Raw genomic sequence first — 22,406 nt, forward strand, 5'->3', positions numbered from 1 at the left:
GGGTCTCCTGTGTCGGGAACAATCACACACACGCACGGCGCCGATGCGACGCCACACACGCACGGCGAGATGACCGCGCCGAGCGGAAAGCCGACGCGAATCGACGCGCTGCTCGGGAAGGAGACCGACGAGGAGTGGGTCGGTCGACTCGACAATGCGGTAGTCGACGTCTTGTCGCTCGATCAGTGGGAAGCGCAGAAGAGTCGGCTACGACGCACCACGATCGGTGGCCGTGAATTGGCCGTCTCGCTCGATCGGGGTATTCAGTTGCAGGACGGCGACATTCTGCTGTGGGACGAGCCGGCGAACACCGTCGTCGTGGCCAGGATCAACCTCAAGGACGTGTTGGAGATCGACCTGAGCGCACTGGTCGACGTCACGCCCGAGAAGATGATTCAGACGTGCCTGGAGTTGGGACATGCCGTGGGCAACCAGCACTGGCCTGCCGTGGTGAAGGGAATGAAGGTCTACGTTCCGTTGACGGTCGACAAGGCGGTCATGGGCTCGGTGATGCGGACACATGCTTTCGAGGGCATCGAGTACACCTTCATCCCGGGTGCCGAGGTCATTCCCTACATCGCTCCACACGAGGCACGCCGTTTGTTCGGTGCGGCCGCTCGTGAGGGCGAGGGGCATACCCATGACCCTCTCGTCTGAGGGATCCGGGCTCAGCATCAACCGCGCGATGCGGATGATGCAGTTTTCCGATTCCATGTTCCCGGTCGGTTCCTTCTCGTTCTCCAACGGTTTGGAATCGGCCGTGGCGCAGGGAATTGTCACCGACGGTCCGTCGCTGCGGGAGTTCGTACTCTCGGCGGCGCATCAGGGGGCGACGTGCGACGGTATCGCCGTACTCGCAGCGCACCGGGGCGCGACAGCCGGTGACTTCTCGGCGATCCTCGCCGCCGATCATGCAGTGATCGAACGCAAGCTCAACGAAGAAGCACGCACGATGAGTACCCGGATGGGTAAGAAGTTGGCCGAACTCGGCGGGCGCTTGGCCGGTGAGACCCTGTTCAACAAGTGGTTGGCCGCGATCGCATCGGGGGAGACGCCGGGTACCTACCCCGTCGGCCTCGGAATTGCTTTCGCGGAGATGGGTTCTCCGGAGGAGGACGCTTTCACGGTCAATCAGTACGGTGTCGCGATGACGTTGCTCGGCGCTGCCCTTCGCATCGTCCGAGTAGATCACCTTGCGACACAGGAGATTCTGTTCGAGGTCAATCAGAGCGCCGGCCGTGAGTACGCGGCAGTGCGTGACTACGGACTCGACGACATGTCCAATTTCGCCCCGATGATCGACATTCTGGCTGCGGTTCACGTCAAGGCGCACGTCCGAATGTTCATGAACTAGAAGGAGAAAGATGAAGAAGACAACGCGCATCGGAATCGGCGGACCCGTGGGTTCGGGTAAGACCGCACTCATCGAGGCGATCACGCCGGAGTTCATCAAGCGGGGCACCAGCGTTCTGATCATCACCAACGACGTGGTCACCACCGAAGATGCCAAGCACGTGCGTAAGGCTCTCAAAGGTGTTCTCGTGGAGGAACGCATTGTCGGCGTCGAGACGGGTGCCTGCCCACACACCGCCGTTCGCGAAGACCCGAGTATGAATCTCGCGGCCGTCGAGGACATGGAGAAGACGTTCCCGGACACCGACGTGGTCTTCATCGAAAGTGGTGGCGACAACCTCACACTGACGTTCAGCCCTGCTTTGGTCGACTTCTTCATCTACGTCATCGACGTAGCCGCAGGCGACAAGATTCCGCGCAAGAACGGTCCGGGAATCTCGCAGTCCGACATCCTGGTCATCAACAAGACCGATCTCGCACCGTACGTCAACGCAGATCTCGGAGTCATGGATCGCGACTCCAAGGGAATGCGGGGAGACAAGCCGTTCGTCTTCACCAATTGCATGACAGGGGAAGGCATCAAGGACGTGGTGGACCTCATCGTGCACGGAGTCCTCTTCGACGAAGAGGAAGTGGGAGCGAGCGCACCGTGAGCGCACCGCCCGTCCCGGGAGCATCGCGAGCGCTCCCGGGGCCGATCCCGACCATCCCGGAACTCGACCAGTACCAGGACCAACCGAAGCAGGCCCCGGCCGGCAAGGTCGGGAAGACCGGCGTTCTCGAGATGCGATTTGTCGACCGTGGCGACAAGACGATTCTGCGGGACATGTACCGCAAGACACCGCTGCTGGTTCAGCAGGCGCTGTACTGGGACGAAGCGTTGCCGACCATGCCGTGCGTCTACATGATTTCCACGTCCGGCAGTGTGTTGCAAGGCGATCGACTGTTCCTCACCATCGAGATGGAGCCGGGTTCCCTCGCGCACGTGACCACTCAGTCGGCCACGAAGGTCCACCGGATGGATGCCAATCACGCGTCGCAACTCCAGAAAGTGGTGCTCGCGGAGAATTCGTATCTCGAACTGATGCCGGGGGTGACGATTCCGCACCGCAACGCGAGGTACTACGCGCGCACCGACATCACGGTGGATCCGACTGCAACGCTGTTGTTCTCGGAGATCGTCATGCCAGGTCGTAAGTACCACGACGGCGGAGAGATGTTCGTCTACGACCTGTACTCCACAATGATCAAGGCGGAGCGTCCGGACGGGGAGAACCTCTTCACCGAGAAGCTGGTGATCGAACCGGCACGTTTTCCCGTGCGATACGGCGGAATCATGGGTGATCACGACGTGTTCGGCAATGTCATCTTGTTGACACCGAAAGAGCATGCCGACGCGATTCTCGAAGAGGTAGTTCCGGGCCGTGACGGCAAGGTCGTTTCCGGAGCGAGTCGGCTACCGAACGACGCCGGTCTCATCTTCAAAGTCCTCGGTCCGGAGAGCGAACCCGTCAAGGCAAAGGTTCGTGATTTCTGGGCTCTGGTGCGAAAGGCAGTTCTGGACACCACCATTCCGCCCGTCCCGCTCTGGGGATGACGCGGATCGCCGGAGAAGGATCGAGGGACGTGCGATGACCACCATCACCAAGCCGTGGGACGACGTCGCGGACAAGAACGTCGTGCTCAGATTCATCGACACGAATCTCAAAGGCTCCGGGCAAGTGATGTTTCAGGGCAATGCGCTGACCGGCCTGCTGTTTCTGGTCGGCATCTTCTGGGGCGCGATAGCCGCGGACACGATCACCGTCGCGATCGGTGCCGTGGTGGGTCTGGTGGTATCCACCGTCACCGGCATGATGCTGCATTCTGACGACGATTCGATGCGTATCGGCCTGTACGGGTACAACGGAATTCTTGTGGGAGCTGCCTTTCCGACATTCCTTGCCGGTGGCGTGATGCTGTGGATCTACCTCGTGGTGGGAGCTGCTGCGTCGACCATCGCGTTCCTGGCGGTTGCCAATGTCTTCAAGACGTGGGGCGTACCGGCACTGACATTTCCGTTCAACCTCGTCAACTGGTTCTTTCTCCTCGCGGCATTCCAGTTCTTGCGGATCGAAACGTCGGACCTCAGCGCGGGCCAGTTTCCGCAACACATCGGGGACGCGTCGGTTCATGCCGACATCACGTTCAGCTTCCTGTGGGACACGCTGTTCCGCAACGTCTCCCAGATCTTTCTGATCAACAACACCGTCACCGGCATCATCTTCGTGATCGCGCTGCTGGTCGCGTCACGCTGGGCGGCGTTGTTCGCGCTCATCGGTTCCGCGATAGCGATGGGTGCGGTGCTGGCGCTGGGTGCCAACACCGTAGACGTCGGCAACGGTCTTTACGGGCTCAGTTCGGTGCTGACGGCAATCGCTCTGGGGTCGGTGTTCTACAACCCGTCGTGGCGTGTGTTCGTCTACACCGTCTTCGGCGTGCTGGTGACTGTTGTCATCCACGGCACGCTGGTATCGGCCTTCGCCCCGATTGGCCTGCCCGCCGGGACGGGCCCGTTCGTCTTCGCTACATGGCTGTTCCTGCTGCCGAAGAAGAAATTCGTTCCCATCCAGCACGACACCATCGAGGGCGGAGCGGCCGAGGGCAAGGATTCGATCGCGAAGGCCAACGGATAGAAAGGTGATCGGCGAGGCGCCCGTACGCTAGGGCATGCGATGAGTACATCTATTCGCCCTGCCGCCACCGTCGAACAGAAAGCACCCACATGACAGACGCCAGCGCCCCTCGCATCCACCTCGGTCCCGTCGAGGATCCTCACGTCGCCGACGGAATACGCCGAGCCGGTGGAGCTCTCGTTCCACTGGCAGAAGCCGAGGGCGTCGTGTGGGTACAGGGGCCGGAGACGTTCCCGTCGTCGCTACCCGATTCGGTTCGCTGGGTGCAGTTGCCGTTCGCCGGGATCGAGCCCTGGTTCGACGCCGGTGTGATCGACGACAAGCGGGTCTGGACGTCTGCTGCCGGGGCGTACGCGGGCAATGTCGCCGAACATACGATGATGCTTCTCCTCGCCGGTGTGCGCTCTCTCCCCGAACAATTGGCGGCGCAGTCGTGGCGCAAGGAAGAGTTCGACCCGCGGGTGGGTACCTTGCAGGGCTCGACGGTGGCGATCATCGGTTGCGGCGGCATCGGCCGTGCGTTGATCCCGTACCTCGCCGCGTCCAAGGTCAAGGTCATCGCGATCACCCGCTCCGGGACCCCTGTCGATGGTGCTTCCGAAACGCTCTCGGCCGACCGCACCGGCGAAATCTGGTCCAAGGCTGATCACTTCGTGATCGCGGCGCCGTCGACATCCGCGACGCGGCATCTGGTCGGCAAGGCTGAACTGGACCAGATGTCGGAGTCGAGCTGGATCGTGAACATCGCACGAGGCAACCTGGTCGACACCGAGGCGCTGGTCGATGCTCTCGAAGCTGGTTCGATCGGGGGTGCAGCACTGGACGTCACCGACCCCGAGCCGCTCCCGGACGGGCACCGGTTGTGGAAGCTCCCCAACGCGATCATCACTCCGCACGTCGCCAACCCGGCTACGACGCTCACGCGTGTGCTGGCAGATCACGTGGCCGCCAACGTCGCTCGATTCGCTGCGGGTGAGGACCTCGCTGCGGTAATCGATCCGTCGGCGGGCTACTGAACCGACAGAACGCGCAAATCCTCTAGACCGTCCACGACGGGAACTCGCCACGACGCAAGCTCTTCCGGTCCCTGCTCGTCCCACAGTTCGAACAGTTCCGAATCGGTCGATGCGATGGTGCGCTCGACCATCTCGATCAGCCAGGTGAGCCGCTCGCTGGTCAGGGTCGAGGTGAAGGAATCGAGATCGAGGTCTTGGGTGGCAGGGTCGCGTTTGCGATCGGCGCGCACGATCAACACCAATTCGAGCAAGGCGACGGCGATTTGGCCGCCGTCCACCTCGAGGTAGTCGTCCTCGAATGCCCACTCCACCGATTCGAAGGTGAAGTCACCGTGTCCGATGGACGCGATCAAATCCCCTGCACCGTCGTTCTCGAACGGTCCCGATCCCCACGCGCCCACTGTCTACTCTTTTCCGATTGCCGTGTCAGCGCGCTTCGAGCGCGATCTTCGCTCCGAATCCTAGAAGAACTGTTCCGGTTATGCGCTCGAGTGCCTGTCGCACTCGGGGCTTCTCGAAGGTGCTACGCGCCCGCGAGAGAAGGACCACGTAGCCACTGAGCCACACGATGGTGATGGCTGCATGGATGAGCACCAGCAGCGCAAGCGATGGTCCCGTCGGCCATCCGGCCGGAACCAACTGAGGCAGCAGTCCGGTGTAGAAGACGGCGATCTTGGGGTTGAGCAGGTTGGTGGTAAAGCCCGTCTTCCATGTCCCGGCCTTCGGCGCGCGCGGGGCGTCGGCATTGTGTTGCATCCGTGAGGTCCGGCTCTCCCACAGTGCTCGCACACCGAGATAGATCAAGTAGGCAGCACCGGCGAGCTTGACCACGGTGTACGCCTCGGCCGACGCGGCCAGGATCGCCGAAAGCCCGAGGACAGTCAGCAGACCCCACACCAGAAGGCCCGAGACGATGCCGGCCGCTACCCGGAAACCGGCGGATCTGCCCGCGCCGAGAGCTGCCTGCGTCACGACGGCCATGTCCGGCCCCGGGACCAGAGTCAGTAGGGCGAGCACGGCTGTGGCGGCGAGCAGAGCGGTCAGCATGCAACAAGTATGAAGTCGGGGTGGGGAGCGAAGTCGGGCGGTGGTGTCGTGCCTGTGAACAAAGAGTGGCGCCGCGGTGTGAACTGCATGGACACGCCCGGAAACCGGCGTCTCGTGAGCACAGTTCGACAAAGTTATGCACACTGTGGGGAAACGGAACGATGCAGGTAGAAGGAATACCTCTGTTGTAATTCATCCTTTTGTCCACAGGTTATGCACAACTGGGAAGTGGATGTGAATGAAGTTATCCACACCTGTGTGTGCATCGGTGGAGAACTGTCCAACTCCATTGGATACCCGCGAGTAATAAATCCCAACCAGTGGGTTGACCCCGGGACGTTCGTCCTGTCCAATCGAGGGTTAGCGGTAGTCGTGCGATGCTCAGGGGGCGCTTGACGGATGCGGAGATTTGGGTTTGTCGGGATTGTGTTGGTCGTGCTCGCGCTTGTCGTGGGCGCAGTTGCGTATGCCGATCCGGCGCCTGAAAACCCACCCGGAGATTTGGCCGGTCAGACCGGTGCTCACATCAATCGCATCGAGCAATTGTCGCCCACTCGCAGTGCCGTGTTCGTCGAGTCGCCGGCCATGCGACGCGAGGTGCAAGTGCAAGTTCTGCATCCAGCGACCAGTGCAGGTTCGCGTCCGTCCTTCTACCTGCTCGACGGAGTAAGTGCCGGTTCGGAATCCGGGTACTCCGAGAGCACCTGGACCCAGAAGACCGACATCGAAACGTTTTTCGCCGACAAGAACGTCAACGTCGTTCTCCCCGTTGGCGGTACCGGCAGTTTCTACACCAACTGGAAGAACGACGATCCGAACCTCGGTGTGAACAAGTGGGAATCGTTTCTCGCTGAAGAGCTTCCGGCGTTGATCGATTCTGCGTTCTCCGGAAACGGGACGAATGTGGTCGGTGGGGTGTCCATGGGTGCGCTCGGCGCGGCCAACCTCATCACGCATCACCCGAAGCTCTACACCGGATTAGCCTCGTACAGCGGCTGTCTCGACAACTCCGAGTCGTCTTCGCAGGATTCCGTGCGGCTGACCGTGGCCAGTAAGGCAGGCGACGCCACCAACATGTGGGGCCCGGCATCGGATCCCGACTGGCAAAAGCACGACCCGTCCACCAACGCGGAAACGCTGCGTGGGAAGACGATCTACGTTTCTTCCGGCACGGGCGCGCCCGGAGAGTACGACAACGTCTTCACGCCGAGTGGACTGCAGACTGCCATCGAAGGCGGACCGCTCGAGGCGCTTGCCAACACGTGTACACAACTGTTCGAAGCGAGGTTGGGGGAGTTGTCGATTCCCGCAGTGTTCGCGTATCGAAACGACGGCACCCATTCATGGCCGTACTGGCAAGACGCGCTTCACGATTCCTGGCCGACAGTGAAGACCGCCCTGGGAATGTGAACTGGACTGCGAGCTGAGAACTACTCGGCCAGTGCCAGTTCGAGCAACTGGAGGGCGCCGTCACGGGTCTGCGCAGCCGCGATGAACCCCGCCTTGTGGCAGAACACCGAACCGTCGACGCCCGTCTCGGCAGCAAGGTCCGAGCCGTTCAGGCCGCGCCACGGCTCCGGCAACAGCTTTCGTGAACCGAACTTGGAGTCCGCAGGCTTGACCGTCTGAATCGACCAGCCGCCGTTGGTGTTCGGGAAGATGGTGAACAGAAGTTCCGGCTGGGCCGACGCGGCGCGGCCGTGGGGAACGAAGCGTTCCAGCACGACGAAGCGCGGATCCGACGCTTTCTCGTAGGTCTCGGTGAACTCGCGCTCGGCTGCCGCGTCGCCGGCGTACTTGGCGCGCAGGCGAATCAGGACCTGAGTTGCGAGAACCACGGCCAGCTCGAACTGGGTGTCGAACTCCTCGTCGGTGGACGAGATCGGGTTGAACAGGTCCAGTACCGAGGACAGATCAAAAGGCTTGGTGCCGTAGTCGTTGAGGGTGTAGATCTCCTGGCCGTTGTCGACGGCGTCGATGCCCTCGACCAGACGACTGTCGATTCGGCGAAAAACGGAGGCGTCGCCTTCACAGAACTGCAGGCCGTATTCCTGCCAGAGCAGACCGAAGGCGGAGTACAGGATGCCGTTGCTGCGCTCGCCGGCATCGCGCTGATGATGGTCGAAGCGACCCTCGGCCGGGTTGTAGCGACCGCCGACGTCGAGCACGATGTCCGCGCTGTCGAGGACGGACTCGTCACGGCTGCGAACGACGGTGGCGTCGGGGTGCAGCTGCTTGAGCAGCGATACGCCGAAGACGTCGTCTGCATGGAACTTGCCGTTATGGGTCGCGATGATCACCCGTCGAGACTAGGCAATCGAGCGGGGGGATGCCTATTCAGCCGACGGTGCGGATGCGATCGGTGGCAGGCGGCGAGACCGGGGACCCGGCTGCGAACAGGGCAGTCAAGGCGTCGAGGTCGTTGCCCGCGCCGGTCATCTGGGTGGAGTTCTTCAGTGCGGTGAAACCGTCCCCGCCCTCGGCGAGGAACTTGTTCACCACGACGCTGTAGACGCCGTCGGGGGCGATGTCCTGCCCGTTCAAGCGCATTTCCGAGATTCGCGAGCCCGGCGCTGCTCGCCGGTCCATGGCGTAGGTGAAGCCCGCGGACGGGGAGAGGATGCGCTCGGTAGCGGTGCCGTCGAGGTCGATCTGGAATTGCTGTTCGAGAGCGTCCTTCAACACCGCTCCTGTGACGGAGAGCACTTCGAGGCTGTTGCCGAACGGTTGAACACCGTAGGCCTGGCGGTAGGTGACCTGGCCGGAAGTGCCGAAGTCCAAGTCCTCGCGCATACCGCCCGGGTTCGTCAACGCGAGTTGAGCGCCTCGTGTCGATCCGGCCGCGAGTTGAGCGTCGGCGACCAGGTTGCCGAGTGTCGATTCACCGCTGGGGACGCGATCCCGTGTCAGATCGGCGGTGATGGTCCCCACCGGTCGCTGAGCGCTTTCCGACGCCTCCGACCAGGCCCGGTCGGCGAGAGCCTGAATATCGGGATCCGGCGAAATATCGTGTGTCACTATCTGATTGAAAGCGGACGTCTGATCGCGAACCACCTCGCGTGTGTTGCGGTCGATGGTGACGTCGGCGACGGACACGATCCGGCCGTGCGAAGCGCCCTGCATGACGACTCTGGGATTGCCTGCGGGATCAGGGAATTCGCAGTTGTACTGCTGGTGGCTGTCGGCGGTGAAGATGACGTCCACCTTCGGTGAGGCACGAAGAGCGATGTCGCGGGCCGGGCCGGACTCGACGTTGCAGTCGTTGGGCCCACCTTCGACGGCCGGTTCGTCCCCACGGTGCAGGAGAACGGTGATGGCTTTGACGCCGAAGAAGTCGAGGACATCGGCGGTGCGGTTGATCGCTTCGACCTCGTCGCCGAACTGCAGATCGGCGATCCCACCCGGTGTCACGATCTGCGACGTGTTGGCGGGGGAAATCGCGATGACTCCGAGCGGAATGCCGTCGACCATGTTCACGGTGAAGGGCAGCGTGGCCGGAGTGCCGTTGGTGTACGTCATGTTCGCGGCCATCAGTGGGAAGTTGGCGCCGCCGAAGGACGGACTGAACGTGCACGCGTCGACGGCGGAGCAACCGCCGGACTGCATACGACGGAACTCGGCGAGCCCTTTGTCCAGTTCGTGGTTGCCGATCGCGGAAGCGTCGATCTTCATCCGATTCAGCAGTTCGACCGTCGGTTCGTCGTTGAACATCGCCGATTCCAATGCCGACGATCCCCAGTTGTCACCGACCGAATACAGCAGCGAGTTGGTGGCTTGGCTGCGAAGTTGCGTCACGTATGCCGCGAGATACGCCGCGCCACCTGCGGGGGTGAGCGAGCCGTCGGCCTGCCTGATCTCGCTGCGAATGCCTTCCGGCGGGCGGAGGCTGCCGTGCAGATCGTTGAAGGCCAACAGACGTACCGACACCGTGTCCTGGGACTCGGCGGTGGCGACGGCACTCAGGGAGGTCGCGGAGGTGGCGAGAAGGGTCGTTGCGAGCACGGCACACGTTCGTGTCATGCGTCGCGTCATGCGTCGTGCTCCCTCACTCGGACCGGCCTCGAACCTCCCTGAGTGTGCCCGTCCGCCGAAACGAATTCCAGTCCTCGGCGTAACAGTTATGTATCGAGTGTCACGCGGTGACGCCGATGCCCGCAGCCTGCTTCGCGACGTCGGTGTTCGCGAAAGCGAGGAACGCGTCGTTCTCGTGTGGATCGCCGATGGTCATCCGGACGCCCTCGACGCCGTACTGACGGATCAGAATGCCCGCCTCGGTACTCGCCTCGGCGAAACCGGGGGAGAGCTCTCCGAGGGGGAGATAGACGAAGTTCGCCGACGACTCGGGGACGGTGTACCCGGCTTCGATCAGTGCACTGCGCACTCGCGTCCGCTCGGCGATGACGCCTTCGGTGCGGGCAAGCAGTTCGTCTGCTGCAGCCAGGGAAGCGATTGCGGCGGCCTGCGCGACAGCGCTCACGGTGAACGGGGTGTGCACCTTGCCGAGGGCCACGATGATCTCCGAATCCGCGACCGCGTAACCCACGCGAATTCCCGCGAGGCCATACGCCTTCGAGAAGGTGCGCAGAACAACCACGTTGGGGCGGCTGCGGAACAGTTCGATGCCGTCGGCGTCCGAGCGTGAGTATTCGAAGTACGCCTCGTCGAGTGCGACGACGACGTGCGCCGGGACCGCGTCGAGGAAGCTCTCGAGCTCTGCCTTCGACAGCGCGTTGCCGGTCGGGTTGTTGGGGTTGCACACGAAGATCAACCGCGTGCGATCCGTGATCGCGGCCAGCATCGCGTCGAGGTCGTGGCCGAAGTCCTCGGTCAGCGGAACCTTGACCGAGACGGCATGGCCGACCTGGGTGACCACGGGGTACGCCTCGAACGAACGCCACGCGTAGATGACCTCGTCACCCTGATCGCAGGTGATCTGCACGAGTTCCTGGCACAGCGTCACGGAGCCACAACCAGCGGCGACGTTGGCCGGTTCGACTTTCAGGAAGCTGGCCAGCGCCTCGATGAGTGCGACCGCGGCATTGTCCGGGTAGCGGTTGGCATTGGCGACCGCGTCGGCGACGGCGTCACGCACACCGGGCAACGGCCCTACGGTCGTTTCGTTGCTCGCCAGCTTGATCGCACCCGGAAAATTGCGTCCGGGAACGTAGGCGGGGATGGAGGCGAGGTCAGGGCGAATGTGTGCGGTCACGAGTCGATTATGCGCGCACCGATTTGGTGCGTAGCGGCCGTCTGCGTGTCAGAGTTAGAAGATGTCGGAAATCTTCCGGGCCACCGCGTATCTGCGCGGAGCCGAAGGGGAGGTCGCCACGGCTGTTCCGCTGACGGTGGTGGAGCCGGACGGCCCGACGCGGGGCGGGATCGTCGTCCTGCATGAAGCCCGCCAGTTCAGCCCGGCTCTGCTGAATCTGATGTGCGCACTCGCCGGCGAAGGGTGGGTGAGCGTCGCACCGCACCTGTTCCACCGCGAACCCGAACACATGCAGGGCGAGGTGTTCGGTGACAACCTCTTCGCCGACTTCGACGCGACCCTCGATTGGCTCGTCGGACGCGAAGTTCTCGCGGACACCGTCGGGGTGCTCGGATTCGACGACGCCGGGACCGCCGCGATGCTCGTGGCCACCAGCCGTCCCGTCGGTGCCGCGGTGAGCGTCGCCGCCCGGGGAATCGTCGAAGCCTTGTCGGTGGATGCTCAGGCACTCGTCGACGCGGCCACTTCCCTGCAGGCGCCGTGGCTGGCGCTGTACGGCGAGGACGATCCCAGCACGCCGCGTGAGCACGTGACTCTGCTCCGGGAAGCGACCGCCAAGGCCGACGTCGCGACACTGGTGGTCAGCTACGCCGGACTGGCTCACCGGGCGGACGAGCCGCCACAGCTGTCCGAGGACGCCGACCTCGACGACCCTGGCTCGGCCTCGATCGTCGAAGCTCAGACCCGGATCTTCGACTGGTTCGACAGCCACCTGCGGTAAGCCGACAAATCAGGGCGCTGACCACGCGTTTTGCCTTTGGTGGCGAAGGGTGTGTAATCTTTCGATCCGGCGGTCCGAAAGGATCGGAACCCCCAGGGAGGCGTGCCAGAGCGGCCGAATGGGACTCACTGCTAATGAGTTGTCCCTTTTACGAGGGACCGGAGGTTCAAATCCTCTCGCCTCCGCCAAGCCGGTGATTTTGACCGGCGGGTTAGAAATGATAGAAAGTACGACGGTAAGACACGCAAGACCAGCAAGACAACAGAACATGCGCCCGTAGCTCAACGGATAGAGCACTTGACTACGGATCAAGAGGTTAGGGGTTCGAATCCCTTCGGGCGCACAACAGGAAGCCCCTCACCAGCAGAGATGCCAGTGAGGGGCTTTCTTGTGTCTCGTTACTAAGTCACTGCGACACGTAATCGACACGAATTAGTCAGGCATGACCACCTCGACGAGTGGCTGACTCTTGTGCCGTGAACCACTCCTCCACCTCGCTACGTCGGTACAGGACTCGCTTACCGACCTTGAATGACGCCGGCCCACTGTCGATCGTGCGCCAGTAGCGGAGGGTATCCGGGGCAATGTGGATCCACTCGGCTACCTCTCGCAGGGTCATGAACTCGGTGGTCTGGTTCTCGGTCATAGCGTCCTTTCATTGGGGGTTGAGTGAGTTAAGGGTGTGTGGTTCTTGGGTGTGCTGTTTCGCCTGGGTGAGTGAGTTGGTCAGTGGGTTGTACTAATACCCACTGACCCACTGACTCAGTACTGGGTCTAACTCAGTGCTGACCCACTCGTGACCCACTGACTCGGTGGGGTGGATGTGGGGGTTCCGGTCCGATTGGTCTGGTATGTATTGCTGATGAATCGGACTGTCTCGGGTGTGTTGGTGTGTGGTGTTGCGGTGCTGGCTCTCGTTGGTTGCGGCAAGGGGGAGACGACGAGGGAAGGCATGGCGTCCTCCACAACCGTCCTGGTGCCCACTACCACCACGACCATGGGCCCAGTGACAACAACGCCGTACACGGTCCCCGACTACTGGACGCGAGTGAATGGACCTCGCTACATCACAGTGGTGGTCCCGATGCGGTATCCGGCCGCGCAAATGACCCGGGTCATGCAGGACGTAGTGGACATGCACTCAGGCGAGTCAGGCGGGTGGCATGTCGACATCCAATGTGGATCGTCCGCTGAGGACACCGGGGGCGTGACCTTGGGTACATCCTCTTTTGCGTTGGACAATCTGGGACTTGCTCAGACGGGCCTTTCGAGCAAGTTCCAAGCTGCGACCATCATCCGAGACGGCGCGCAGTGCTAGGTGCCGGCGTGTCGTCCGAGTTGGTTGAGTAGGTCGGTGAGGTCGGGGGCCGAGGCGGCTTTCTCGATGTAGTGCTTGCGGGTGACTGCGGTGCCTGAGTGGCCGAGCTGGCTTGCTGCGTCCTCGGTGGTGGCTTCTCTGTCGATGAGTGTGGCGACGGTCTTGCGGAAGCTGTGGGGGGTGACCCATGCGAATTGTTCGCCGCGGGCGTCGCGCCATTGTCTGCGGACGTTGTGGGGGTCTCGGAGTGTTCCGGCTGCGGAGGGGAATACGAGGTCGTCTGCGGTGGGTGTGGCGTTGAGGTAGAGGCGCATGAGGGTGTCTCGGGCGAAGGCTGGGAGTTTGACGGTGCGGTATCCGGCGTCTGTCTTGGGGTGTGACTGCCGGATGAGTCCTCCGCCGTCTGCGGCTTTGCCGGGTAGGCGTACGACTGTGCCTGAGATGGTGACGGTGGCAGGGTTGGTGGTGAGGTCTACGTCGGATTCCCAGCGGATCGCGAGGACTTCACCGATGCGTGCGCCGGTACCGAGTAGCACGTCGACGAAGTCGAGTAGGCCTTTGGTTCGGGGGCGGCCGGTGTGTTGTTTGTCGGGGTCGTCGTTGCCGGTTTCCCAGAGTTGGACTCGGCGGCGGAGTGTGGCGAGTTCGTCGAGTGTGAGTGCTCGGACATTTTTTTTGGTGCCTTTGATGCGGGCGACTTCTCGGACGGGGTTGGTGTCGAGTGCGTCGTGGCGTACGGCGAGGCCGAGCATTTGGCTGAGGATGGTTTTGATGCGTCGTGCTTTGGCTGGGTGTTCTGCGCTGACGCGTTTGATGAATCTGTCGAGGCGGGATGTGGTGGCTTCGCGGAGGGTGACGCCGGCGATTCCGGTGTGCGGTGCGCAGATGGTCTTCTCGACGTCGGTTCGGTATTGGGCGAGGGTTTGGGGGAGGACTTCGCCGCCGGCTTCGATTTCGGCTAGCCAGAGCGTGCTGAGTGTGGCGATGTCGGTGGCTGGTGTGATGTCGGATTGGTTGGATTGTGCGCGCTCGTGGAGTGCTGCGCGTAGGCGTGTTTCGGCTTGGGCGCCGCTTGTTCCGAATGCTTGTACGGTGCGGGTTTCGCCGTCTTGGTCGCGGTAGCGTGCCCAGGCACGGAATCGGCCGGGAGTGACCTGCTTAGACGAGATCTTTCCCCATTGCCCGATGGCGATTCGTTGTCTAGACATCGGTGTCATCCTTCGGTTCGTTGATGGTGAAGCCGGCCTTGCGCAGCACGTCGAGGTTGACGTTTGTCAGTAGGTCCGGCGCGATTGCATTGAGAAGCATCCGAAAAGCGAGATTCGCATTCTGGGTGTCATCGCCCGAGCTGATGTTCTCAAGCTCCTCGTCGGTGACCAACTGGTTTTGGCGGACGCCATATTTCATGTCTCGTATCAGTGAGATGTGGTAGTTGGGGTCAGTGGGCTCAGGGGCGTCAGCGGGATCGAGTGTGGGCGTCTCTCCTGTGAACCACTGCAAGGCTTCCCATGCGTTCTGCTTCTTGTTCGGAAGGATCTGAACTTCGCCATCCGGGATGCCGGGGAAAAGTAGCTCAACCGGCGGAACGTCGAGTGCAGCCGCGAGGATTATCAGCTCATGCAGCGTGAGCGACTTCCGTTTGTGCGCTTCAAGATTCGCGAGTGTGGTGCGGAGAGTTGGGTAGCCGAGTTCAGTGCATTTGTCAGCTAGTTGTTGATAGCTGAGACCACGCTTTTTGCGGTAGCTGCTGATCTGCGCGACGACTGATTTGGTCAGCGCCTCGGGCCAACCTTCCGAACTCGTTGTCATGAAATATGACGATATCAGATTCAATGTCCATGAATCTACTTGCGCGTGAATCACAATCGTGGCATCATCATCCATGTCAGAAATCATGACTGAATGAGTAGAAATATGAACGGAGGAATCGTGACCACGAAATCTGCATCGAGGCGCATCGCATCCGGGGACGTGATGGTGAAGTCTCCCGACGACCGCGCTTCGTTGGCCAAGCCGCCCGAGCTGGCGGAATACCTCGGTAAGACGGTTCAAGGTCTTGCTGTTTGGCGCATGAATGGCATTGGGCCGAAGTTCATCAAGTTCGAGAACGGGAGTGTCCGCTACCGCTGGAGCGATGTCGATGCCTGGCTCGCCGCTCAGGAAGTCGGCGGGAGTGCTGCATGATCCGTGCCCGCAAAAACAAGAAAGCCCCCGCCGTGAATCCCGTAGTTAGAGCTACGAGCGGCGAGGGCTCCCGAACCAACCCCACTCAAGAGGAGATCCAGATGTCTCACGATAACGCATCCGATGTCGACAGTGCACCCGACGTGTTGAGCGAGTACGAGCGGATGGAATTGGATTTCGCTGCGCTGGCCGCAGACAGGGGCCTGACGCCCGAGAGTGCGCTGTGGAAGCTCGAACGTCGCGCCTTCTACTTCAACGCGATCGAATCCCTGCTGGAGCCGGTGGAGCTTCTGGCTGGTGGCCGGCCAACATGGGCTGATCCCGACTGCGACATCGTGTCTCAGCACGGTGCTCACCACGTCGTGGCATCCCGCGCCTGGGCTACGCGCCTGGATCTGCATCCCGGCACAATTATGGATGGTTACCGACTCTCTGCGCGGGCCGAGGTGCAGCTGATGCAGCAGGCAAACGAAGTGGAACCGTTCGTGTTGATGCGCAGGAAAGCTGAGCAGAACAGCGGCGAGAAGCCGACCACAGTTAAAGGCTCCGAGACCCGCTTCACCCTGAGTGAGGCTGCCGAGTTGGCGCACCTGCTGCTGCTTGTCATCGACCTTGCTCGCGGCACGTCTGATGATTCGGCGGTGGCGTGATGTCTCCTACCTACTCCGATCTCGATGGCTTCTACTCGGACCCCGCTGGTTTCGGTCGCATTCGACAGTTGCCGGCAGCTCGTCAGCCGGACGGCGATATCTACGAGGATCATTGCCGACCAGTCTTGTTGGCGCAGTGCGACTTCGAGCAGCCGAACAAATCGGTTGGCGTTCGCACTTCAGTTCACAGGTGGACCGATACCGACGTCGTTCAGCGGTACGTGAGCATCGACGGAGTGAACATCCGAGGCGGCGTTGTCACTGATCCCTTCCTGCTGACACCGGAGGCCGCGATCCAGCTTGCAGCGGACCTGACGACTGCGGCGTTCGCATTGATCAACGACGCGGGACGGGGTGCGTGATGACATCGGCTGTGAAGGTTGAGCCGAGCGCTCGGGTTCATTCGAGGGTGCATCCGATCGGTGTGCAAACCCCGTCTTCGGAAGTGATGTTGATCGGTTCACTGCTGTACTCGAATCCTTCCGACCGTCTCTCTGTTGTCACGTTCGTCACCGACGATGATCTCGAAAACCCTTACCATCGAACGGTTTTCGGATTGATCCGGGAACGCGCTCGGGGCACTCGGGAAGTTGATGCGGCTCTGCTCGCGGATGATCTGATGCGCGGCGGGAAGTTGGCCGGCGAGCACGGTATGCGTTTGTCGAAGTGCCTGACGGATGCTGCGACATCTGCTGCTGCTGGCGAGGCGGTCATGTCCTACGCAGCGGCCGTGGTGGGCGAGTCGTACCGACGACGGTACGAACAGCTCGGCACCGCTCTGACGGAGCTGAGTTCATCTCTGCCTGAGCATGAATTGCTGGGCTATCTGGTGCGCGCTGGCAGCGAATGCCGCGAGCACTCGAAGCGACTGACTTCCCTACGCGAAGCCTCTGGAGCTGCCGCGTGAACATCCCATCTTTCAGGAGGCAGATATGCCCAACAGGTACGGCGAGGAAGCGGACGATCCACCGCCGACGACTCGCCCTCACCATCCCGATTGCCGCCGCGGGTGGCTCGGAACAGACACCGATGGACACCCGATTCCGTGTCTTCAATGCAAGCCCCATCTCACAAACCTCAGGAGAAATCTCTATGGATGACAACGAATCTGGACGCAGCGACTTGGCTGCCCTCGTCTCCGGCATCGAGCGGGATGACACCACAGGTGTGAAGACAATGCTCGGTGGTCTATCGCCGGAAGAGTTGACGCGCTTGGACTTGGCCGCTGCGACATCCCAAGGCGAATGCCTCGACGCCTTTCTCAAGCATCTGAACACCCATCAGACGGTCGAGATTCTGATCGGCCTCGAACGCGCTGAGCGCTTCGCCCGCTCGCAGGGAGGGAACTGACATGGCTTACAAGGATCTCGACACCTTCTTCGACCCGGACCTGCATCTCCCGATCAAGGGCAACTGGTACACGGTGCCGGCGCCTGGCGCCGAGGACTGCCTTGCGCTGCGAGACCGCCTCGTACTAGAGGGAATCCCGCCAAACGAGCAGGTCGAAGACGCGCTGATAATCCTTGGTGCCGAGCGTGATGAGGAATCCGGCGAACTCGAACTCGCTGGCGTTGTCGCTGAGATGGTTGCTGACAACATCACGTGGCCGATGATCTTGCATGCTGGCCGCACCGCGCAGCTCCACTTCGGCTTCTCCGCCGACATGGCCGAAGCCCACTGGCACCTGGCTCAGCTCGGGAAGCTGGTGGATCTGGAGTGGATCGCTGAAAAGTTCGCTGCCAAGCCCGAGAAGAAGCCGAAGCAGAAGGCAAAGTCAGGTAAGCGAGGTGGTCGGTAATGCCACTGAACGTAGGTGAGTTGGTTGCCCATCTGACACTCGACGACTCTCGGTTCATTCAGGGCACTCGCAACGCTGGGCAGCAGACGGACCGACTCGAATCGTTGGTACAGCAAGCGGCGCGCAGAATCGAGCAGCACTTTCAGCAGAGCGCGCAAGGTGTTGATCGGCTCAGTACCTCCACGTCCGGCGCCCAGCAGGACATGGGCAGGCTCGGCACCGCCGCCGGCAATGCAGCTCGGGATGCTTCGCGTGTCGGACAGAGCGCGCAGGATGTGAACCGACTCGGCAACGCTGCCCGCGGTGCCGCTACCGATGTAGACCGCATCAGCACATCCGCCTCGCAAGCCAGCAGGCAGGTAGATCAGCTCAGCGGTGACCTCGACGGCGCCGCGTCAGGTGCGTCGAATGCTGGCGGGAACATGGGTGGGAACTTCCTCTCTGGCTTCACAGACAAGATCGGAAAGCTGTCGTCGTCGACAGGTCCGATCGCTGGCGCGCTGCTCGGAGTCGGAGTCATCGGCCTCAGCGTCGGCGCTGCCCTCGCCGCCGCAATTAACGACGGCATGCAGCAAGAAGCCAACCTCGACCTATTCCAAGCCCGTACGAAGACGACGGAGGCGCAGGCACGGAAGTTCGGGCTCGCAGCAGGTGAAGCGTATTCGGACGCATTCGGTGAGTCGGTCGAGGCGAACCTCTCGACACTCACCCTGGCGTTGCAGTCGAATGTCATCGATCCCGGTGCCACACAGCAGGACGCCGAGAAAGTCATTGCCAGCTTGGACACCATCTCCACCGCTCTCGACGGGGAGGTCTCGCAATCAGTCCTGGCTGTCTCGTCGCTGATGTCCACAGGTCTTGCGGCGAGCGCGCAAGAAGCGTCCGACATGATCGCCAATGCTGTCGGCGGCAGCGCCAACAAGCAGGGCGATCTTCTCGAAACGATCAGTGAGTACTCGGCCGGTTGGAAGAACGCCGGCATTTCAGCCGAGATGGCCCTCGCACTGATCGAGCAATCGACGGACAACGGCGCGGACAACTCGGACCGGGCCGGTGACTCGCTACGTGAGTTTGGCCGTCGCATCACTGAAGAGGGCGACACGATCGTCACGGCCCTCGACGACATCGGCCTGAACGGCGCCGAAATGTACGAGGTGTTCAAGAAGGGTGGACCTGAAGCGGACGCCGCTTTCGACCAGGCCTTCGACAAGATCAGCGCAATCGAGGATCCGGTGAAGCGAAACGCTGCGGCGATGGCGTTGCTTGGTGACACGTCCGGTGACTTCATTGGCGCTCTGTCTCAGTGGGATCCGTCGAAGGCTCTTGCTGACTTCGGCGAGTTCGAAGGTGCCGCCGGGAAGCTGGCAAATCAAATCGGCGGTAACACGGCAACGTCCGTCAAGGGTGCGATGAACTCCATCTCAACGGTGGCTGACGGATTCAAAGCTGCTCTCGCGCAAGCTTTCGGACCGCAGATCAAAGAGTGGGCCGACAACATCTCGAACAACCGCGTCGGAGTAATCCAGTTCTTTCAAGACACAGGCAACGCTGCATTCGAACTCGGAATCTCGGTGCTGAACTTCGTGGCATCCGGCCTCGACGGACTCGGCAAGTTCGCGAAGTCCGCATCCGAGACCGGCGCATCGTTCCTGGAGATGGGCGCGAACATCCTCTCGGTCGGTGAGTCCATTCCTGGCTTCGGTCAAATTCTCGGTATCGCGACGGGTGGCGCGGCGGACAAGCTTCGTGACCTCGCGGAAAAGACTCGCGAAGGTGGGGCAAGTGTCGAGGGTGTTCTCACTGGCGCTGCAAGCACCATCCGGGAGGACTTGATTCCCGCTCTCGGGGAAGCGCAGGGACGAGCGAACACGTGGATCGACGGCATGAAGTTGTCGGCGGCATTCAATGACCAGTCGGCGAAGGTCACCAAATCCATTGGTGAAATCGGTGTCGCTGTCGATGGCTCGGTCATCAAGATCGAGAACTGGAACGGCGCGATCGACAGGGCTAACCCACTGCAAGCAGAGATGGAGACCCGACTGCGCGGACTGTCTGGTCAGTTCCGGGACCAGATCAAGACCGGACTCGAAGCAGGCAACACGGTCGAGAATCTGACGAGACAGTACGCCGGCAACCGCGACGCACTGATCCAGCAGCTCACGGCCACACTCGGCAGCAATGAGGCCGCAGTGAAGTACCTGAACACTCTCGGGCTCACCCCCGAGTTCGTATCCACTGAGGTCCGCACCGAGGGCATGCCTGAAGCGAAGTCCGACTTCGATGTTTTGAGAGGGAAGGTTCTCGATGTCCCGGACGCGAAGACCATCCATACGCAGGCACTGACGAAAGACTCAATTGACTCCCTTCGAGCGCTCGAAGGCGTGAAGGTAGAGGTGCTGAAGGACGGCACGGTGATCGTCTCCGCTGAAACAGAGGAGGCGCAACGCAACCTTCAGGCATGGATGTCACAACCACGTTCGATGACGGTCACCGTGAACCCAGTCGTCAGCCAACAGTTCTCAGGCGCTGGACTGAGCCCGAACTTCGGGCAGCCATCTAGCGGTAACTCCAATGGCGTGGCGCAACTACCTTCTGGTGTACGACAGCGGGCGAACGGCGGCATAGACGAGCCTGGACAGGCGAAGATACGGAACGGCTACGGGCGTGGGATCTACCAATGGGCGGAAGCTGAAACAGGTTGGGAGGCTTTCATTCCCGGCGCTCCCTCTAAGCGTCCTCGGGCTGAACAGATCCTCGCTGAGACTGCTCGCCGGTTCGGTATGGGCGTTGTCCGGTTCGATGATGTGAAGCCCATGGCTGACGGTGGTGTTGTTGAAAGCCTCGAAGGTATTGCTGCACGCAAGTTCCCGGATCTGTTGCAGAACGGGCATGCGTTCTCCTCGTACCGCTCGGATGGGTCCACGTCGTACCACAACAGTGGTCAGGCAGCGGACTTCTCCAACGGATCAGGGAACACGGATGAGCAGTTGGCGATGGCGAATTACATGGCCGACAACTATCAGAAGCAGTTGGCTGAACTGATCTACATCGATCCGAGGTTCGGTAGGTGCATCAAGGATGGTGAGTTCGTTCCGGACTCGTTCTATGCGGGTGCGGGTGATCACACCAACCATGTGCACGTCGCGGCTAAGGAGCCGTTGGGTGAACCTGCCGGTAGCGCTCAAGCCGCGGCTCCTGCTGCTCCGGATACTCGGACGGAGCGGGAGAAGATCGCCGATCAGGTGATCGCGGAAGGTAAGCGCCGCGGCATCAGCGATAAGGGCATCAAGGCCGCAGTCATGACCGCCCTCGCTGAAACCGATTTGCAGAACCTCGACTACGGCATGGATGGCGATAACGCCGGCATCATGCAGCAACGCGATAACGGTGGTTGGGGCACGTTGGAGGACCGGAAGGATCCGACTCGTGCGGCGGGCATGTTTTACGACAAGCTCGACGACTTCGACTACAACAGCATGACGGAAGCGCAGGCGGCGCAGAAGGTGCAGCAGTCGGGCACTGCGGATGGTTCGAATTATGCGGTGAAGGCTGCTGAGGCGGACGAGATCATCGCGGCGTCGAATGCTCGCGGTAACGGCAGTCAGATGACTGTTGGGACGACGGATTCGGGTGCTGCGTTGGCGACTGATGGGCAGCGGGTGTTTGTCACCAACTGGCCCGGTACATCGTCATCGTCGTATTCGGCGCCTGAGTCGGCTCCGTCGTCGGCGCCTGCTGGTGGTACCTCGGATGCTGCTGGGAAGGATCCGAACCTGATCTGGAAAGGCGCGGTCCGAGTCTTCGAGAACGGCGGCATCCGGGGACTACCTGAACAGGCTGGCATCTACCCGGACGGCGCCGACCTCGTACGGTTCGCCGAGCCAGGCACAGGCGGTGAGGGCTACATCCCACTGCATCCTGCCAAGCGTCGGCAGTCCCTTGCGGTCACGAAGAAGATCGTCAACGGCTTTGGATTCGACCTCGTCCCCTTCGAAGAGGGAGGAATCCACGGCGGCCTAGGCGGCTTCGGTGGCTACGTCGGAGAAGCCCCCGGACTGAAGATACCCACCACCGCCAACGGGCGCAGAGCAGCCGCATACAACGCTGCGGCATTCGGTGTTGGTGCGGCATTCGCGCTCGCGTCGGGGTTCGATGCGGACGGGAAGTTCACCGGACAATTCGACACAGGCGCCAACAGTTCCGCTCAGCTGGAGAAAGGGTTCGGGCAAGTCACCGACGAACTCGCACCAATCCTCGAAGCAATTCTGTTGGCGATCAAGAACCGCGAGCCGATCCGCGCAAGCGTCAACGTCGACAACGGAACTGGGATGGCGAACATCGCAATCATGAAGGGCGGACTCTGATGCCCGAAACA

24 protein-coding genes and 2 tRNA genes are annotated in these 22,406 nt (G+C 61.6%); 18 read left to right on the top strand and 8 right to left on the bottom strand.

Annotated elements, in window-relative coordinates; translation table 11 throughout:
- The first annotated feature begins 9 nt into the window (after positions 1 to 9).
- The 6 genes from ureE to RA302_RS01470 all read left to right on the top strand — a co-directional run bounded on the left by ureE (position 10) and on the right by RA302_RS01470 (position 5,044).
- On the top strand, positions 10 to 657 hold the full coding sequence (gene ureE / locus RA302_RS01445) for an urease accessory protein UreE (RefSeq protein ID WP_019746461.1): 648 nt from the start codon (positions 10 to 12) through the stop codon (positions 655 to 657).
- A complete protein-coding gene (locus RA302_RS01450) occupies positions 641 to 1,354 on the top strand; it encodes an urease accessory protein UreF (protein ID WP_019746462.1) in 714 nt (237 codons plus the stop codon). The genes ureE and RA302_RS01450 overlap by 17 nt, the downstream gene beginning before the upstream one ends.
- A 10-nt stretch (positions 1,355 to 1,364) precedes the next feature.
- On the top strand, positions 1,365 to 2,006 hold the full coding sequence (ureG, locus tag RA302_RS01455; protein ID WP_019746463.1) for an urease accessory protein UreG: 642 nt from the start codon (positions 1,365 to 1,367) through the stop codon (positions 2,004 to 2,006).
- Positions 2,003 to 2,950, top strand: coding sequence for an urease accessory protein UreD (locus RA302_RS01460; protein ID WP_047888769.1), 948 nt, complete (start codon positions 2,003 to 2,005; stop codon positions 2,948 to 2,950). The genes ureG and RA302_RS01460 overlap by 4 nt, the downstream gene beginning before the upstream one ends.
- Positions 2,951 to 2,984: 34 nt before the next feature.
- Entirely contained in the window at positions 2,985 to 4,028 is a 1,044-nt protein-coding gene (gene yut, locus RA302_RS01465) for an urea transporter (RefSeq protein WP_019746465.1), read from the top strand.
- Positions 4,029 to 4,117: 89 nt separating this feature from the next.
- Positions 4,118 to 5,044, top strand: coding sequence for a D-isomer specific 2-hydroxyacid dehydrogenase family protein (locus tag RA302_RS01470; RefSeq protein ID WP_095969525.1), 927 nt, complete (start codon positions 4,118 to 4,120; stop codon positions 5,042 to 5,044).
- Here the strand turns inward: RA302_RS01470 and RA302_RS01475 are convergent.
- Together RA302_RS01475 and RA302_RS01480 are read right to left on the bottom strand one after the other, a co-directional pair.
- Complete coding sequence (locus tag RA302_RS01475; RefSeq protein ID WP_095969526.1) at positions 5,038 to 5,445, bottom strand: DUF4259 domain-containing protein; 408 nt, start codon at positions 5,443 to 5,445, stop codon at positions 5,038 to 5,040. The genes RA302_RS01470 and RA302_RS01475 overlap by 7 nt on opposite strands.
- A gap of 25 nt (positions 5,446 to 5,470) precedes the next feature.
- Positions 5,471 to 6,091 (bottom strand): LysE family translocator, encoded by a 621-nt coding sequence (locus tag RA302_RS01480; RefSeq protein WP_095969527.1) that lies wholly within the window; start codon positions 6,089 to 6,091, stop codon positions 5,471 to 5,473.
- A 399-nt stretch (positions 6,092 to 6,490) separates the two neighbouring features.
- Between RA302_RS01480 and RA302_RS01485 the strand changes: the two genes are divergently transcribed.
- A complete protein-coding gene (locus RA302_RS01485) occupies positions 6,491 to 7,501 on the top strand; it encodes an alpha/beta hydrolase family protein (RefSeq protein ID WP_206029860.1) in 1,011 nt (336 codons plus the stop codon).
- Positions 7,502 to 7,521: 20 nt separating this feature from the next.
- Here the strand turns inward: RA302_RS01485 and RA302_RS01490 are convergent, their stop codons facing one another.
- The 3 genes from RA302_RS01490 to hisC all read right to left on the bottom strand — a co-directional run bounded on the left by RA302_RS01490 (position 7,522) and on the right by hisC (position 11,300).
- Entirely contained in the window at positions 7,522 to 8,391 is an 870-nt protein-coding gene (locus RA302_RS01490; protein WP_095969529.1) for an MYG1 family protein, read from the bottom strand.
- Between the two features lie 37 nt (positions 8,392 to 8,428).
- Positions 8,429 to 10,123 (bottom strand): bifunctional UDP-sugar hydrolase/5'-nucleotidase, encoded by a 1,695-nt coding sequence (locus RA302_RS01495; RefSeq protein ID WP_166501653.1) that lies wholly within the window; start codon positions 10,121 to 10,123, stop codon positions 8,429 to 8,431.
- Positions 10,124 to 10,223: 100 nt separating this feature from the next.
- Positions 10,224 to 11,300: a histidinol-phosphate transaminase gene (gene hisC, locus RA302_RS01500; RefSeq protein WP_166501654.1), complete on the bottom strand. Its 1,077-nt coding sequence runs from the start codon at positions 11,298 to 11,300 to the stop codon at positions 10,224 to 10,226.
- Positions 11,301 to 11,361: 61 nt separating this feature from the next.
- On the opposite strand from hisC, the gene RA302_RS01505 reads away from it, so the two are divergent.
- The 3 genes from RA302_RS01505 to RA302_RS01515 all read left to right on the top strand — a co-directional run bounded on the left by RA302_RS01505 (position 11,362) and on the right by RA302_RS01515 (position 12,424).
- The gene (locus RA302_RS01505; RefSeq protein WP_113683463.1) at positions 11,362 to 12,081 is read left to right on the top strand and encodes a dienelactone hydrolase family protein; all 720 of its coding nucleotides are present in this window, start codon (positions 11,362 to 11,364) and stop codon (positions 12,079 to 12,081) included.
- Between the two features lie 96 nt (positions 12,082 to 12,177).
- Positions 12,178 to 12,269 (top strand) — tRNA-Ser (locus tag RA302_RS01510).
- A gap of 82 nt (positions 12,270 to 12,351) precedes the next feature.
- Positions 12,352 to 12,424, top strand: a tRNA-Arg gene (locus RA302_RS01515).
- A gap of 93 nt (positions 12,425 to 12,517) precedes the next feature.
- Here the strand turns inward: RA302_RS01515 and RA302_RS01520 are convergent.
- The gene (locus tag RA302_RS01520; RefSeq protein ID WP_161121202.1) at positions 12,518 to 12,700 is read right to left on the bottom strand and encodes a helix-turn-helix domain-containing protein; all 183 of its coding nucleotides are present in this window, start codon (positions 12,698 to 12,700) and stop codon (positions 12,518 to 12,520) included.
- 243 nt (positions 12,701 to 12,943) lie between these two features.
- Here RA302_RS01520 and RA302_RS01525 point away from each other — a divergent pair, with 243 nt between their 5' ends.
- Positions 12,944 to 13,399 carry a hypothetical protein gene (locus RA302_RS01525; RefSeq protein WP_161121144.1) on the top strand — a complete coding sequence of 152 codons (456 nt, stop codon included), beginning with the start codon at positions 12,944 to 12,946 and terminating at the stop codon, positions 13,397 to 13,399.
- Here the strand turns inward: RA302_RS01525 and RA302_RS01530 are convergent.
- Positions 13,396 to 14,607, bottom strand: a complete 1,212-nt coding sequence (locus tag RA302_RS01530; protein WP_161121143.1) for a tyrosine-type recombinase/integrase — start codon at positions 14,605 to 14,607, stop codon at positions 13,396 to 13,398. The genes RA302_RS01525 and RA302_RS01530 overlap by 4 nt on opposite strands.
- On the bottom strand, positions 14,600 to 15,283 hold the full coding sequence (locus RA302_RS01535) for a helix-turn-helix transcriptional regulator (RefSeq protein ID WP_338479127.1): 684 nt from the start codon (positions 15,281 to 15,283) through the stop codon (positions 14,600 to 14,602). Before RA302_RS01535 ends, RA302_RS01530 begins: the two co-directional genes overlap by 8 nt.
- A 45-nt stretch (positions 15,284 to 15,328) precedes the next feature.
- Here RA302_RS01535 and RA302_RS01540 point away from each other — a divergent pair, with 45 nt between their 5' ends.
- The 7 genes from RA302_RS01540 (at position 15,329) to RA302_RS01570 (ending at position 22,395) form a co-directional block, all read left to right on the top strand.
- Positions 15,329 to 15,583 (top strand): hypothetical protein, encoded by a 255-nt coding sequence (locus RA302_RS01540; RefSeq protein WP_308251807.1) that lies wholly within the window; start codon positions 15,329 to 15,331, stop codon positions 15,581 to 15,583.
- 101 nt (positions 15,584 to 15,684) lie between these two features.
- Positions 15,685 to 16,233: a hypothetical protein gene (locus RA302_RS01545; RefSeq protein WP_161121141.1), complete on the top strand. Its 549-nt coding sequence runs from the start codon at positions 15,685 to 15,687 to the stop codon at positions 16,231 to 16,233.
- Positions 16,233 to 16,595, top strand: coding sequence for a hypothetical protein (locus tag RA302_RS01550; protein ID WP_161121140.1), 363 nt, complete (start codon positions 16,233 to 16,235; stop codon positions 16,593 to 16,595). The genes RA302_RS01545 and RA302_RS01550 overlap by 1 nt, the downstream gene beginning before the upstream one ends.
- Positions 16,595 to 17,140 (top strand): DnaB-like helicase N-terminal domain-containing protein, encoded by a 546-nt coding sequence (locus RA302_RS01555; protein ID WP_161121139.1) that lies wholly within the window; start codon positions 16,595 to 16,597, stop codon positions 17,138 to 17,140. Before RA302_RS01550 ends, RA302_RS01555 begins: the two co-directional genes overlap by 1 nt.
- Before the next feature lie 185 nt (positions 17,141 to 17,325).
- Positions 17,326 to 17,583, top strand: coding sequence for a hypothetical protein (locus tag RA302_RS01560; protein WP_161121138.1), 258 nt, complete (start codon positions 17,326 to 17,328; stop codon positions 17,581 to 17,583).
- Position 17,584: 1 nt separating this feature from the next.
- Positions 17,585 to 18,031, top strand: coding sequence for a hypothetical protein (locus RA302_RS01565; RefSeq protein ID WP_058227126.1), 447 nt, complete (start codon positions 17,585 to 17,587; stop codon positions 18,029 to 18,031).
- Entirely contained in the window at positions 18,031 to 22,395 is a 4,365-nt protein-coding gene (locus tag RA302_RS01570) for a phage tail tape measure protein (RefSeq protein WP_338479133.1), read from the top strand. The genes RA302_RS01565 and RA302_RS01570 overlap by 1 nt, the downstream gene beginning before the upstream one ends.
- Positions 22,396 to 22,406: the final 11 nt, after the last annotated feature.

The sequence above is a fragment of the Rhodococcus sp. DN22 genome (genome assembly GCF_036669995.1).
Classification (GTDB): Bacteria; Actinomycetota; Actinomycetes; order Mycobacteriales; family Mycobacteriaceae; genus Rhodococcus_F; species Rhodococcus_F erythropolis.

What these genes read in the sequence shown, in the direction of transcription:
- ureG (WP_019746463.1), top strand. Translation starts at nt 1,365, where the DNA reads ATGAAGAAGACAACGCGCATCGGAATCGGCGGACCCGTGGGTTCGGGT.
- RA302_RS01565 (WP_058227126.1), top strand. Translation starts at nt 17,585, where the DNA reads ATGGCTTACAAGGATCTCGACACCTTCTTCGACCCGGACCTGCATCTC.
- RA302_RS01450 (WP_019746462.1), top strand. Translation starts at nt 641, where the DNA reads ATGACCCTCTCGTCTGAGGGATCCGGGCTCAGCATCAACCGCGCGATG.
- yut (WP_019746465.1), top strand. Translation starts at nt 2,985, where the DNA reads ATGACCACCATCACCAAGCCGTGGGACGACGTCGCGGACAAGAACGTC.
- RA302_RS01555 (WP_161121139.1), top strand. Translation starts at nt 16,595, where the DNA reads ATGACATCGGCTGTGAAGGTTGAGCCGAGCGCTCGGGTTCATTCGAGG.
- RA302_RS01480 (WP_095969527.1), bottom strand. Translation starts at nt 6,091, where the DNA reads ATGCTGACCGCTCTGCTCGCCGCCACAGCCGTGCTCGCCCTACTGACT.
- RA302_RS01570 (WP_338479133.1), top strand. Translation starts at nt 18,031, where the DNA reads ATGCCACTGAACGTAGGTGAGTTGGTTGCCCATCTGACACTCGACGAC.
- RA302_RS01525 (WP_161121144.1), top strand. Translation starts at nt 12,944, where the DNA reads ATGAATCGGACTGTCTCGGGTGTGTTGGTGTGTGGTGTTGCGGTGCTG.
- RA302_RS01530 (WP_161121143.1), bottom strand. Translation starts at nt 14,607, where the DNA reads ATGTCTAGACAACGAATCGCCATCGGGCAATGGGGAAAGATCTCGTCT.
- RA302_RS01520 (WP_161121202.1), bottom strand. Translation starts at nt 12,700, where the DNA reads ATGACCCTGCGAGAGGTAGCCGAGTGGATCCACATTGCCCCGGATACC.
- RA302_RS01470 (WP_095969525.1), top strand. Translation starts at nt 4,118, where the DNA reads ATGACAGACGCCAGCGCCCCTCGCATCCACCTCGGTCCCGTCGAGGAT.
- RA302_RS01560 (WP_161121138.1), top strand. Translation starts at nt 17,326, where the DNA reads ATGGATGACAACGAATCTGGACGCAGCGACTTGGCTGCCCTCGTCTCC.
- RA302_RS01495 (WP_166501653.1), bottom strand. Translation starts at nt 10,123, where the DNA reads ATGACGCGACGCATGACACGAACGTGTGCCGTGCTCGCAACGACCCTT.
- RA302_RS01505 (WP_113683463.1), top strand. Translation starts at nt 11,362, where the DNA reads ATGTCGGAAATCTTCCGGGCCACCGCGTATCTGCGCGGAGCCGAAGGG.
- RA302_RS01535 (WP_338479127.1), bottom strand. Translation starts at nt 15,283, where the DNA reads ATGGATGATGATGCCACGATTGTGATTCACGCGCAAGTAGATTCATGG.
- RA302_RS01545 (WP_161121141.1), top strand. Translation starts at nt 15,685, where the DNA reads ATGTCTCACGATAACGCATCCGATGTCGACAGTGCACCCGACGTGTTG.
- RA302_RS01550 (WP_161121140.1), top strand. Translation starts at nt 16,233, where the DNA reads ATGTCTCCTACCTACTCCGATCTCGATGGCTTCTACTCGGACCCCGCT.
- RA302_RS01485 (WP_206029860.1), top strand. Translation starts at nt 6,491, where the DNA reads ATGCGGAGATTTGGGTTTGTCGGGATTGTGTTGGTCGTGCTCGCGCTT.